The following is a 13663-nucleotide window of genomic DNA, read 5'->3' as shown; positions in this document are numbered from 1 at the left end:
TAGACTATGCCGTCTGAATTTAGGTCGTTATTTTATATCAAAGCACAGCTAAAAGGTAAAAAGCAGTGATGAGAATCCGTCTGAATGGCGTTTTTGCTGTTTTTATCAGCGTAATTTGAGCTGGTTTTTGATATAACGTCCTCCACCCTAATGCATTTATGTACAGCTATTTGAGCACCGGTATCACACATGGCAAAGAAAGGTTTTTTTTCCTGGTTCCGCAAGGATAAATCTAAAGAAGAAGCGCAGGCTGTAGAAGCGGCGAAACTAGAAGCTGAAAAGCTTGAACTTGAAAGAGTTGAAGCGGAGCGCATTGAATTAGAAAGAGTAGCAGCCGAGCAGGCCGAAACTGAAAGGCTTGCAGAAGAAGCGCGCCTAGCTGCGGAGCAAGCAGAAGCCGCACGTCTTGAAGCTGAACGCATCGAAACAGAAAGAGTGGCAGCAGAGCAGGCTGAGGCTCAAAGAATTGAAGCCGAAAGAATCGAAGCTGCGCGTCTTGAATCAGAAAGAGTCGCGGCGGAAGCTGCAGCCGAACAGGCACGCCTTGCGGCAGAGCAGGCGGCCCAAGCAGAAGCGGAACGCCTTGAATCTGCAAGAGTGGCTGCTGAGCAGGCCGAAGCCGAAAGAATCGAAGCTGCGCGTCTTGAATCAGAAAGAGTCGCGGCGGAAGCTGCAGCCGAACAGGCACGCCTTGCGGCAGAGCTGGCGGCCAAAGCAGAAGCTGCTCGTCTTGAAGCGGAACGTCTTGAATCTGCAAGAGTGGCTGCTGAGCAGGCCGAAGCCGAAAGAATCGAAGCCGAGCGTCTTGAATCAGAGCGTCTTGAATCAGAGCGTCTTGAATCAGAAAGAGTCGCGGCTGAAGCGGCAGCCGAACAGGCTCGTCTTGCGGCAGAGCAGGCGGCCAAAGCAGAAGCTGCTCGTCTTGAAGCTGAACGCCTTGAATCTGCAAGAGTGGCTGCTGAGCAGGCCGAAGCCGAAAGAATCGAAGCCGAGCGTCTTGAATCAGAGCGTCTTGAATCAGAGCGTCTTGAATCAGAAAGAGTCGCGGCTGAAGCTGCAGCCGAACAGGCTCGTCTTGCGGCAGAGCAGGCGGCTCAAGCAGAAGCTGCGCGTCTTGAAGCTGAACGCCTTGAATCTGCAAGAGTAGCTGCAGAGCAAGCCGAAACCCAAAGAATTGAAGCCGAAAGAGTCGAAGCTGAACGTCTTGAGTCTGAAAGGCTGGCAGCAGAGCAAGCTGAAGCCGAACGTATTGAGGCAGAAGCTGCGGAACAAGCAGAGCAACAGCCAGAGCCACAGGCTAAGCCGGTAAAAGAGGGGCTTTTCGCCCGCCTAAAGCGTGGTCTTAAGCGTACCAGTGAGAGTATTGGTAGCGGCTTTATCGGTTTGTTTAGCGGCAAGAAGATCGATGACGATCTGTTCGAAGAGTTAGAAGAGCAATTACTGATTGCCGATGTCGGTGTTGAAACGACAAGCCGCCTAATTAAGAGCCTAACCGAGCAGGCAAGCCGTAAGCAGCTGAAAGACGGTGAAGCGCTATACGATCTTCTACGTGAAGAGATGCAAAAGACGCTCGATCCTGTATCTGTGCCTTTAGTGCCAGAAAATGCCGATGGTCCTTTTGTGATCTTAATGGTGGGTGTCAACGGTGTGGGTAAGACTACCACTATTGGTAAACTGGCTAAGCAGTATCAGGCGCAAGGTAAATCTGTCATGTTAGCGGCGGGTGATACCTTCCGTGCGGCCGCGGTTGAGCAGTTACAGGTTTGGGGTCAACGTAACGATATTCCTGTTATCGCTCAGCATACTGGCGCAGATAGCGCATCTGTATTGTTTGATGCACTACAAGCGGCTCGTGCCCGTAATGTTGATGTATTGATTGCCGATACCGCAGGTCGTTTACAGAACAAGGCACACTTGATGGACGAGCTTAAAAAGGTCGTTCGCGTGATGCAAAAGCAAGACGAAACCGCACCGCACGAGGTGATGTTAACCTTAGATGCGAGCACGGGTCAGAACGCCATCAGTCAGGCGCAGCTATTCCAAGAGGCAGTCGGGGTAACGGGTATCACCATCAGTAAGCTAGATGGTACCGCAAAGGGCGGGGTGATCTTCGCTATCGCCGATAAGTTTGGCATTCCTATTCGTCATATCGGCGTGGGTGAGCAGATCGACGATCTACGTACTTTTGATGCAAAAGACTTTATCGAAGCCTTGTTTAGCCAGACAAAAGACGACAAAGACGTTAAATAGCGTTAGCTTATAGAAGATAATTTAAACAGCATACTCGATACGATATCGCCAACTAACAAGAAATCTAATTAATGATTCGATTTGAGCAGGTAAGTAAAGTCTATCCCGGAGGGCAAAAAGCCCTATCGGATGTGAGTTTCCATCTAAAGCGTGGTGAGATGGCCTTTTTAACGGGTCACTCCGGCGCAGGTAAGAGTACGCTACTCAAGCTGATCACCGTTATTGAAAGGGCGAATGGTGGTCGCGTGTCAATTAATGGCCATGATATCGCTAAAGTTAAGCGCTCGCAGGTGCCTTATCTGCGTCGTGATATCGGCATGATTTTCCAAAACCATCATCTATTAATGAACAAGAGTGTGTTCGATAACGTCGCGCTGCCATTGATGATCGAAGGTTTCTCTATTGGCGAAATTCGTAAACGCGTTGCAGGTGCGCTCGATATGGTTGGCCTGTACGGCAAAGAGCGACATAACCCAATTATGTTGTCTGGTGGTGAGCAACAGAGGGTGGGGATCGCTCGCGCAATTGTAAACAAGCCGCCTCTATTATTAGCCGATGAGCCAACGGGTAACTTAGATCCTAAGTTGTCGATGGATATTTTGCGCCTGTTTGAGACTTTTAATGACTCTGGTACAACCGTCCTTATCGCAACCCATGATCTGGGACTTATTGCGCGGATGAAATACCGCACCTTAACCCTTAAGCAAGGTCGAGTCTTGGGAGCCGAAGAGCTCACTAGCCAAGATAACCCTGGCAGTTTCTGAGGATAAAGTCATGAGTAAGCAGCCTCAGTTAAATCGCAGTAAGTTACCGATCTCCGGTCGCATCGTGATGTTTTTCATCCGTCACATTCAACATGCAATGGCGAGTATGGGAGAGTTATGGCGCAACCCAGTGTCCTCTATCATGACCATGGCCGTCCTTGGTGTTAGCCTCAGCTTACCTGCTGCGTTGCAGGTATTGGTGAAAAATGCCGAGACCATTACCGAGTCTTGGAATAGCGCCGCCGAAATATCTCTGTTTATCGATGAGGGGCGCAGCGACACGGTGATCCAGAGTTTGATTACTCGCCTAAAGGTTTACCCTGAGGTGAGTGATGTGAACTATATCGATCGCGATCAGGCATTAGAAGAGTTTCAGCGCCTTTCGGGTTTTGGTGAGGCGCTCTCTTATCTAGACTCGAATCCGCTACCAGCAGTGGTGATGGTGACCCCGAGTCTTAAATATTCAAGTCCAGCAGGTGCAAGAGAGCTGCTGCGTAAACTAGAGCAAGAGCCTGAGGTTAGCTTTGGTCGGTTAGATATCGAATGGCTAGAGCGCCTACAAGCTGTGGTCAAGCTATTAGAGCGTACCGTGCTGGCGATTGCTGCACTGCTAGTGCTCGCCGTGGTGCTGGTGATAGGTAACACCATCCGCCTAGCGATTATGAACCGTCGCACCGAAATTGAGGTGATGAAGCTAGTCGGTGCTACCGAAGCCTTTATTCAGCGGCCCTTCCTCTATACCGGGATCTGGTATGGAATAATTGGCGGCATATTAGCCTGGGTCATTATCAATCTGTTGGTTTGGTATCTCGACTCCGCGTTGGCAGAGCTATTGGGCCTATACGGCAGTCAACTGCAGATGGAGTCTCTCTCCGTTGCAGAACTGGGTCAATTGGTGCTGCTGGCATCATTCTTAGGCTGGTTAGGATCTTACCTTTCTGTACGCCAACACTTAAGAGCGATAGAGCCGTCATAGGTTAGTGGCAATGGCTAAAAGGTGAACTTTTTTTCATTTGCGTTGCCCATAACTAGGTGCAAGACTCTATACGTCTATAATGAGTATTGACCCATATTAGATAAAACCGATGGTTGACATATTTTGTCAATTAGTCGATAGTTCACTGTCCATTTCAGTAATGAGTGGATGAGAACGTAGATTTAAGCAAGACCTTTGTAAGAAAGTAGTAGGAGCGTAAATGACAGATCAAGCGCAATCAATGGCACTGATGGTTCCCCAAAGTAGCGGCAGCCTCGAGTCTTATGTTCATTCAGCACACAACATTCCAATGTTGGAAGCTGATAAAGAATATGAGCTAGCGAAGCGTCTACAGGAAACTGGTGACCTACAGGCTGCAAAACAGCTGATTATGTCGCACCTGCGTTTCGTGGTACACGTTGCAAAGGGTTACGCTGGCTATGGCTTGCCACAAGCTGACTTAATCCAAGAAGGTAATATCGGCCTGATGAAAGCGGTTAAGCGTTTCGACCCCGATGTGGGCGTTCGCTTGGTATCGTTTGCCGTACATTGGATTAAAGCTGAAATTCATGAGTATGTGCTGAAAAACTGGCGCATCGTTAAAGTCGCCACCACTAAGGCGCAACGTAAATTATTCTTCAACCTGCGTAAGGCTAAGACCCGTCTAGGTTGGTTTAGCGATAGCGAAGTGGGCATGGTTGCCGACAGTTTAGGCGTATCGAAAGCCGATGTGACCGAGATGGAATCGCGCATGGCGGCGCAAGATCCTGCCTTCGATCTCGCTAGCGACAACGATGATGAACATGATTATGCTCCTATGCATTATCTTGAAGATCACTCGTCAGATTTAGCGTCTCAAGTTGAGAATGACAACTGGGAACAGAATAACCAAGCGCGTCTGCTATCGGCCATCAAGACCCTTGATGAGCGTAGCCAGCATATTCTTAAGGCGCGTTGGTTAGATGAAGACAAGACCACATTGCAAGATTTAGCGGCGACTTACCAAGTGTCTGCTGAACGTATCCGACAATTGGAAAAGAATGCAATGAATAAGCTTAAAGGCTGTATGGAAGCTTAAAGCTTCGTATCAGCTTTAGCGACTTTATTAATAATTGAAACCTGCTTACCCAAGCAGGTTTTTTTATGTCTGGAACATTTATGCCAAAAGCCCATGGATGGATAGCTTTTGGCTTTATGTCTGGAATTTGGGCTGACACATGTGTCAGTGGCATCAGGCTACACCTGACCTTTAAGTTAGACTGCGTCTAACAAGTGTTAGCTATCAAGCTGCGCTTGATAAAAGGTCGTGGCGCTTCGCCCACACCCGAGCCAAGGGGGAAAGCGCTTGTCCCCCTTAGCGAACCCTCAGCGCCCCCGACGAAGTTGTTGATCCTCATACTTATGGATAAATCACTAACGCTTCCGATGGGGCATCCTGCCCCGCGAAAGCTATGCCGACGTCCATGTCGGCATCACGTGATTTATTCCAACGTACTTCGGCAACTTCGATGGGGAAGTGGTGTTTTCTGGGAGTTGATTAGCGATTGGTAGGCTTGTGCTTTTCTGTTATGAACACTGAAACCTAGTGATTGTGCCTTTCTAACTCAGTGTAGATACAGCTGAGGCCGTCGGAAACATGGATGTTTTCGTTGAGCGGTCAAGGACGGCGTAAAGCGTGCCTCAGAAGTGTCTGCACATGCGCCGGCTGCAGGCCATTGGAACCACTATTGCTGGAAGTTGGTTTCTAGCATCAAATGACGATGAGATTAAAGATTCAAAGCATTAGATTTAAAGCCAGCGTTAGTTTCACGCAAATGAAACCCTTAGCCGCTGCACATACGCCTGCTGCAGGCAATTAGCTGCATCTGATGGAGGCCGTGACTAATGACGACATTAGATACTGAAATAAAAACAGTTAAGCTGCTGTGTTTGTTGCAGTTAGGCTGTGTCTAACAAGCATCACAGAGTACTTCGGCCGCAGGCCTTGGAACCATAGTGCTGGAGGTTTCCTCTCTGCAGAGGAATGACACTTTACGATGTTTATCAAGCGAAGCTTGATTGAAGTGTCAAAGTTGACTGAAATTCAACTCATTATTTCGCGAGCTTAACAGCTTCAATCACCTGTTTACGGATAACCTTAATCCCTGCGCTGCTAACCTCTGCCCAAGGATAATATTGCCTTGGTCGCTTAAAGCGGGCAATTTTATCTGCGAGAAACTCAGTTAACTCTGCTTCGTCAGGCATACGGCTGTAAGAGTTATCAAGCTTACTCTCATTAAGCTTAAGTATGGCTGCTGGTAAGTTGCCAAACTTAGCGTCTGCCACGGGGAAAACGATGGCATCGCTGATTAACGGATGTAGCTTTAAAGCGGTTTCGATCTCCTCCGGTTGGATGTTTTCGCCGCCGCTGATGAACATGTTGTCAGCTCGACCGTCGATGCAGAGATTGCCGTTTTCATCAAAGTGGCCCAAGTCCTTGGTGTAGAACCAGCCGTCTTTATCCAGTGGCAGATTAAAACCATCCTCGGTTAAATAGCCGAGAAATAGGCACTCGCCTTTTACCCAGATCTCTCCGTCAATAATCTTCAACTCTCGTCCCGATAACAGCGTGCCGCTGGAACCGTCGGTGCGGGCGCTTCCAGTGGTGATCTGCGATCCCATCTCTGTCATGCCGTAGCTGGTGTAGGCCTTAATGTTACGCTTGGCTAATTCTGCTAATAGGTCGGCTGAGATCGCGCCGCCGCCCAGTAACATGGCTTTGACTTGGCTTAAGCAGTCGCTTTCTGTATTACTCTCGCCATCGCTGCCATCACTGCCATCACCACCTGCATTAAGCAGCTGCTGTAGTTGAGCGCTCACCAGAGACAGGTGGCTGACTTTATCTCGGGTTAACTGCTCGGCTAATGAGAGACTTTTGTCTTCGAATACCACACAGGCGCCGGCGAGGGCGCAGCGGTTTAAGATGGCGAGTCCGCCAATATGGAACAGGGGCAGCGATAGTAACCAGCTGTCTCCTGCGGTTAAGGTGATCAGCTTACTCGAACCTGCAGCGCTGGCGATATGGTTCGCTAAGCTATGGGCGGCGGCTTTGGGTGTGCCACTGCTGCCGGAGGTGAGAATCGCGTTAACAGCTTCATGAGGTTCAAGGGCTGGCGCTGGCTGCTGGATTTGGCGGATAAAATCTAGAGTGACCGACTCAAACTGCTTTTGATGATTTAAGGCTTGGGTCAGTGTCGAGTTCGCCGAGGTGTCAGCTCCGAGCCAATAGCTGTGGTAGCTATGAGTCTGCATTAATTCGATGATCTGCTGGGGCGCAAAGCGTGGTGAGATAGGGCAAAACAGGATGCCGCTATCGACACAAGCCCAGTAGAGTGCAGCAAGTTGTGGGCAGTTATGACTAATGCAGGCGAGACGATCACCTCTTTGCAGCCTTTGCGCTGATAACTGCTGAGCGACAGCCATAACTTGTTGGCTTAGTTGCTGATAACTCACCGTTTTACCCTCATACTTGTAGGCAGGGTTATCACCTTGGTATTTGGCGATGTGATGGATGGGTGAGACTGTATCAGCTTGCATGCAGTTATCCGTTCAATTATCGGTTATTTGGCTTGTTGTCTTATATTGTGGTCTTTTATTTTTATCTTCAGAGTTAACTTGTTATTTCAGCGCCAGTAATAGTGTCAAGTCTTCCAGCTTGAGGCTGTGCTCTTTGCCTGAACTTACTAGCAGATCTTGGCTAAAGGCGCCGAGGGTATCTATGCCTGGGATCTCATCGGGCGTTAAGATCTGTGCCAGTCGGCTGATGGCCTCAATACCTAGGCTTGCCTCCAAACTTGAGCTCAAAATTGCGCGGACGCCATGTTCCCCTGCAGTCTCAATCAGGCCTTGTAGCTTTTCTAGGTTACCCAGTAGAGTCGGCTTGATAATCAGTGCGGTAAGTCCTGGCTGCATTTCAAATTGATAATCTGGCTGGTTAAGTGATTCATCCAGCGCCCAAGGCATCTCAATCGCTTGATAGAATGCGCTGTTGTCTTGTGGATTTTGGCAAGGCTCCTCAATGTACTCGATACTTTCGAGTGGCAGGCAGGCTGCAAATTCAATGGCCTGCTCTAGGCTAAAGCCACGGTTAGCGTCTAGGCGTAGCTTGAGCTTAGGGCGGATCGCCAAGATCTGGTGGATAAGTTGCAACTCATCTTCTAATGGCTCTTGAGCCACTTTCACTTTGACTGACAGGCTTGTCTCAGGCAGCGCGCTGACCCTTTTTGCCACAAGGCTCATAGGTTCGTTCGCTTGACGATAGATAAGCGGCACTGTGCGCGCGCTTAAACTGTGTCCGTCAAGTTTGCCTACTAGCTTGGCATGCATAAGACTCAGGCCGTAAGCCAGCGACGGGAGTTGGCTTCGTTCGGCAAGATCTAATAAACGCTCAATAGGTTGTTGCTGTAGCTCTGGCAGTATTGCGAGTAACTGCTGGCTTACTTCATCAAGCGTCTCTTGGCTGAAACCTATAATTGATGCGCCTTGGTTATCGGCGCCAGAAAGCGGCGAGATCTCTACCCACTCCTGTTGCGATCCGACCTGTGCAACCAACACGAGTCCGCATCGCTGCTCGATACGCTGTTTGCCTACGGGCAGTGGCTTGTCTAAGTCGATGGCAAACTGATACAGACTTAACTGAGTTAAGGTTAATGGCGTTGCTTGCTGTAGAGTCGCGGTCATGTAGGGCTCACTGTCTGCTTAGGAGTTAGAAGGAGTAACTGTAAAAATGGTATTGAGTTGCTTCGCGAAAGCTCGAGGAGCCGCAAGGTGCACGTTATGGCCACTGGCCTCGATGCAGTGTAGTGATAGCGGCTGTTGCTCTTGCCAGCGCTTGGCTAGCGCCATAAATTTATGGTCTTGGTAACCAGCAATAAAGTGACTGCTAACCGATAGCAGACTTGGAGTATCCCAGAGATCATCTTGCTCGGCCAAGGAGGTTGCTTGGTAGCAGTTGAGTAGCTGCAAAGGGCTGTTACTCGCGCGCTTGTTGATAAGCTGAACCCGCTCCGCTTCGGTTAAGTCGCTAAATACGGCCTGTCGATACCAAAGGGCTAGAAACTCCCTGATAGGCAGAGTCTGTAACTTCTGCGTCCATGCCATATCGTTAGCTTTACGCTCGGCTCTAGCAGTCTGCTCTTGAAGTCCCGGATGACAAGACTCTAAGCAGAGGCTCTGCAGTGCCTGTGGATAGCATCGCGCCAAATGCAGTGCGATGCGGCCACCGAGTGAGTAACCTACGAGATGATACTGGCTGATATTAAGCTGTTTTAGCGTGGTGTGAATAAGCTCGGCACATTGGTTAAATCCTGGTGTCGCTAGCATGGCACTCTTGCTAGCGCCATGGCCGGGAAGGTCGAGGCTGACGCAGAAGAAATCATCGCCTAGCTGCTCGACGATCTCATTCCAATCCTCTTTGCTGCCTAAAAATCCATGCAGAAAGACTACACATGGCGCGCCGATTTTTCCGGCTGTGCGGTAGCTTAACATCAGCTCTGCTTTATCCAGCTTGCTATCTGAGCTATCTGATCGCTGGCCTGATTTTGCGAGACGCTTACCTCAATCACTGAGGGGCCTGAGTAGGTCATGGCGTACTCATAGGACTCGATAAAGTCGGTTAATGAATCAACCTGATTGTAGGCTAGGCCAAACATGGCGGCACCGAAGCCAAACTCTAGGCCATGGGACAAGCGGTAATAGTCGGTTCTGAGTTGCTCATTAGGCACAGGCAGTAAGTTAAAGATATTGCCGCCATCATTGTTGAGAATCACGATCACTAGCGGGCTGGTAACACTGCGGGCAATGGCGAGTGAGTTTAGATCATGCAGCGCTGAGATATCGCCAATAATCAGAGTTGTTGGCTTTGCTTCTGCAATCGCTACGCCGCAGGCCGTTGCTAATAAACCATCGATGCCCGATGCGCCGCGATTAGTAAATACATGGGCGCTAGAGGTAGTGATAGGCGCAAACATATCATATAGGCGTACAGGTAGGCTGTTGCCGATAAATAGCTGCTGTTTCTCGGTTTGTCTGTTCGCGATAGCGCGAATAGTCTGCGCCTCACCAAACTCAGCATGATCTATCTGCTGCTGGTAGAGGGTCTCTAGTTCATCATTGAACTGCACAAGATTGAGCGCCCAATTTGCTTGAGAAGACCGCGGCCAGCTCAGTGATGCAAACTGCTCTGCTGTCGCAATCCACAGCTGTTTAGGCTTGTGGCTCGGATCTAGCCTTTGCTGCTGCGGCAGTACCTGCCAGTAATCTTTCCAATTTTGCTCTGCGAGATAACTGATAAGGCGCTTAGAGAGAATACGACCGCCAAAGACGATGACTCGCTCGGCTTGGGCTAACAGCGCCTTCGATTTTGGCTGATGCAGTAGCTGATCTATGTTGCCGATGGCACCTGTATGTTGTCTAAGCTGCGACTGCGCATCGGTAACGATTGGCCAACCAAGCTTCTGAGCCAGGGCGATAAGCTGCTCTGGATTTTGCTCCGGCGCGAGGGTGGCTGCTACGATAACGCCTTTGCCATGAACGAATCGAGCAAGCGCATCTGAGGTCGGCATCTGACTCGCGCCTAGCGCGGCAAATTGGTTATAGGGCGTCGTTTGCTGTTGCCACTGTTTAACCGGTGCCAGGTAGCGATCAAAATCAACCTTAGGCTCATTGGGATACAGAGGCTCGCGGTACATACAGTTGATATGAACGGGTTGCGACTGGTTACACACTGCTTCATCTAACAGGCTGAGCAGCGCCTGAGGGGCGATGCTCAAGTCTGGCGTCGGCAGGTTAAGCTGTTTGGCATACTGAGCAAAGATAGCCGGTTGAATGATGGCCTGATTGGCGCCGCAGTCGATGAGTTCTGGTGGTCGATCGCCTGATAGCACGATTAACGGCACATGGGTAAGCCAGGCCTCAATGATAGCAGGATAAAGGTTGGCAACAGCGGTGCCTGAAGTGGTAATGATCGCAACTGGTGCTCGGCTGGCTTTGGCTAAACCTAATGCCATAAAACCGAGTCCACGCTCATCAAAGTGCAGATGCTGGCTCAGCTTGGTTTGCCTTGCTGCGGCAAGTGTTAACGGGGTCGAACGAGAGCCTGGCGCCATACAGACATGTTTAACGCCTAAACGGGCTAACTCTTCTAAAATTAAAGTTCCCCAAAGCAGGTTTAGTTCAGCAGTGTGTTCAGTTTGCATAGATGAGTACCATATCATTGATAGCCTTAGTTTAACTCGCTTTGGGTCAAAGGAGTATGATCCCTCTTGGGTTTTCTGTGGCGAGACCTTTATAGAGAGACGTGGGGCTTTAATCGTATATACCTATTAATAGGTATAGATGTGATAGGAGTAACAAAAATGTTTATTTTTCAGTGTTATAGTGCTGAATTATAATGATTTTTTAAGCTATGTTGTAGGCATATAGACGAATGCGTAAGGAACTTGCTAAGTTAGATTACTTCACACTTAAGGTGTTTGTTGGGTTGGTTGAGTTTAGAAATGGCTCTGTGGTTGCCCAAAAGCTCAATACTACTCAGCCTAAGGTGAGCCGTGCCCTCAGCAATATGCGTGAAGTGATCCACGATGAATTGTTTGTAAGACGTCAATATGGCGTTGAGCCAAATGTCATGGCTGACAGGCTATACCCTATTGCGAAATCGATTGTACAGGGTTATGAGGAGCTGGTTGAAATCACTAGCACCTCATCGGATAGCAATCGGTTAGTTATCGCTGCACAGGAGCATCTATCCGGCTTCTTGGTCGAATCGATCTCCGAAGTTTGTCAAAGTCTAGGGCGGGAAATGTCGGTGAGTATTCAGCCCTGGAGTGATAATGTCCAAGAGCTGCTGGCACAAGGAAAGATTGACTACGCGATTACCGTGAACTCAAGGCTATCGGAGTCGGTGAAAAACGTAAAGCTTGGCGATGTCCGCTACTTCTTCTTGGCAGCAAAGAAAAACCACCCAATTTTTCAGCAAGAGGTGACGCTAAGTAATTTGCTGAGTAATAAAATGGTATTTATCAATTACTCAAAAGTGGGATTGGTCGAGCATTGGTTTGAAGGCTATGCCAAAAAGCAAAACTTAGACATTAAGGTGAGTTTTAAAACGGCGAGCCTAGCGATGGCGCTTAATCATCTTGCTAAGACGGATGATGTTTGTTGGACCGCCTCGGTTTTTTCTTATCTGTACTTCAATACATGCAACGATATCGATTATATCGATGTGACCGATTTTTATAACCAGGTGCTCTTTCCTAACCGCGATCGTGAAAACTACAGGTATTACTTACAGTATCATCAATCTCATGAGAGCGAATTCTCCAAGGCGTTATCTAAACTATTACAGAAAAAACTCGCGCTTGCACAAGAATTATATGAACAGCAAAAGCGAGATTAGAAATTCCCACTAATAAAAGAGAGTGCAATGCACTCTTTTTTATTAGCTCCTTGGCTTACATTTCTACTATTAGTGTAAAAATAGCTCTACTAAGCCCCTGAGCTCTGAGGCGAGCCAGTGAAGGTTTGGCTCTTCATTATTATCACTGTAGACAAGATAAAGATTTGGTTCTTTAACGTGCATGTATAGTCGCTCAGACTCCACATCGGATAAGCGGCAGGCATGTAGGTCGGGAGTGTTGTTAATCATTGTAAATATTGAGCTGTACGGCAGTAGGGCGATACCTTGGCTAGAGCGTAAATATTCAAATAACCCCGTTAAGCCTGTTAAGTTCATCTCTGTAGTAAGCTTAATGTGCTGTGATAAGCAAAACTCCTGATAAGGACTCAGCTCTTGCTCTGAATGACCCATATTACTGTTAATAAATGGGTATTGAGCAATGGACTCTAAAGTGATCTCTTCTTTTAAGATAGGATGCTCATGATTACAAACTAAGAAGAGCTTGTTGAGTTTCTTTAACGGGATCGCGTTGAGTGAGTTATCGCGCTCTTTTATGTTGTCTAGCATTTTGCTACAACAAAGACCGAGATCGGCTTCACCGCTGATGATGTCGTTGATAGAGTGTTTAGTCCACGATGAAATATTGAAGCTTATATCTTTACCTGCATTCTTAATGGCATTAAGTAGCACTTTAGGGAAAGGGTATGAGATCAAGTCGGGGGCAAGGATTTCAAAATGATATTGTGGGGTTAATCCATGAACCCCATTTAGTTTCTGCAGGTTTTTAGAGCACTCAAGGATTTCTTTTGCTATAGGGTAGATTTGTCCTGCAAACTCATTGGGTACTAAGCCATGCTTCTTACGAATGAATAATTCATTTCCAAAAATCTCTCTAGCATGTTTCAAGCAGCGGCTAATTTTAGGAGCTGGCACATTTAACTTATGAGATACAAATGTTGCCGATCTATTCTCATATAGATTGACGAAAATATTTATACTTAATAAATCTAGGTCGCTGAAGCTAATGTCTCTCATATTAAGTGCCTGTTAATAGTCAAGTGTTGAATTTGATAATAACCAATTTGAATTTTTAATACTAATTTTATTTTGCTAGTTTTTAAAATTAAAGTTTTTGTAGAGTTGTGAGTTATTCATATATTGATTTTGGGAAATCTATTTTGGGTATTTCTTAGTAAAAACAAGGTTAAAGCCCATAAGCTGGCCTTTGTAGGAGTATAT

General features: G+C 47.9%; 10 protein-coding genes. 5 read left to right on the top strand and 5 right to left on the bottom strand.

Features of this window, described 5'->3' with window-relative positions:
* The first annotated feature begins 189 nt into the window (after positions 1-189).
* The 4 genes from ftsY to rpoH all read left to right on the top strand — a co-directional run bounded on the left by ftsY (position 190) and on the right by rpoH (position 5068).
* A complete protein-coding gene (ftsY, locus tag L1D44_RS17615; protein ID WP_239892625.1) occupies positions 190-2250 on the top strand; it encodes a signal recognition particle-docking protein FtsY in 2061 nt (686 codons plus the stop codon).
* Positions 2251-2321: 71 nt separating this feature from the next.
* Positions 2322-3014: a cell division ATP-binding protein FtsE gene (gene ftsE / locus L1D44_RS17610; RefSeq protein WP_239892624.1), complete on the top strand. Its 693-nt coding sequence runs from the start codon at positions 2322-2324 to the stop codon at positions 3012-3014.
* Between the two features lie 10 nt (positions 3015-3024).
* A complete protein-coding gene (gene ftsX, locus L1D44_RS17605) occupies positions 3025-3990 on the top strand; it encodes a permease-like cell division protein FtsX (protein ID WP_239892623.1) in 966 nt (321 codons plus the stop codon).
* Positions 3991-4210: 220 nt separating this feature from the next.
* Positions 4211-5068 (top strand): RNA polymerase sigma factor RpoH, encoded by an 858-nt coding sequence (rpoH, locus tag L1D44_RS17600; protein WP_239892622.1) that lies wholly within the window; start codon positions 4211-4213, stop codon positions 5066-5068.
* 1013 nt (positions 5069-6081) lie between these two features.
* Here the strand turns inward: rpoH and menE are convergent.
* The 4 genes from menE to menD all read right to left on the bottom strand — a co-directional run bounded on the left by menE (position 6082) and on the right by menD (position 11225).
* Complete coding sequence (menE, locus tag L1D44_RS17595; RefSeq protein ID WP_239892621.1) at positions 6082-7566, bottom strand: o-succinylbenzoate--CoA ligase; 1485 nt, start codon at positions 7564-7566, stop codon at positions 6082-6084.
* An 81-nt stretch (positions 7567-7647) separates the two neighbouring features.
* On the bottom strand, positions 7648-8709 hold the full coding sequence (menC, locus tag L1D44_RS17590; protein ID WP_239892620.1) for an o-succinylbenzoate synthase: 1062 nt from the start codon (positions 8707-8709) through the stop codon (positions 7648-7650).
* Positions 8710-8727: 18 nt separating this feature from the next.
* The gene (gene menH, locus L1D44_RS17585) at positions 8728-9516 is read right to left on the bottom strand and encodes a 2-succinyl-6-hydroxy-2,4-cyclohexadiene-1-carboxylate synthase (protein WP_239892619.1); all 789 of its coding nucleotides are present in this window, start codon (positions 9514-9516) and stop codon (positions 8728-8730) included.
* Positions 9516-11225: a 2-succinyl-5-enolpyruvyl-6-hydroxy-3-cyclohexene-1-carboxylic-acid synthase gene (gene menD, locus L1D44_RS17580; protein ID WP_239892618.1), complete on the bottom strand. Its 1710-nt coding sequence runs from the start codon at positions 11223-11225 to the stop codon at positions 9516-9518. The genes menH and menD overlap by 1 nt, the downstream gene beginning before the upstream one ends.
* Before the next feature lie 230 nt (positions 11226-11455).
* On the opposite strand from menD, the gene L1D44_RS17575 reads away from it, so the two are divergent.
* Positions 11456-12424: a LysR family transcriptional regulator gene (locus L1D44_RS17575; protein ID WP_239892617.1), complete on the top strand. Its 969-nt coding sequence runs from the start codon at positions 11456-11458 to the stop codon at positions 12422-12424.
* 69 nt (positions 12425-12493) lie between these two features.
* Here the strand turns inward: L1D44_RS17575 and L1D44_RS17570 are convergent, their stop codons facing one another.
* Entirely contained in the window at positions 12494-13459 is a 966-nt protein-coding gene (locus tag L1D44_RS17570) for a LysR family transcriptional regulator (RefSeq protein ID WP_239892616.1), read from the bottom strand.
* Positions 13460-13663: the final 204 nt, after the last annotated feature.

Origin of the sequence: Shewanella sp. Isolate13, assembly GCF_022398325.1 — a bacterium.
Lineage (GTDB): Bacteria > Pseudomonadota > Gammaproteobacteria > Enterobacterales > Shewanellaceae > Shewanella.
The sequence above is the reverse complement of the archived record's forward strand: the minus strand, read 5'-3'. Positions and strand labels throughout refer to the sequence as shown.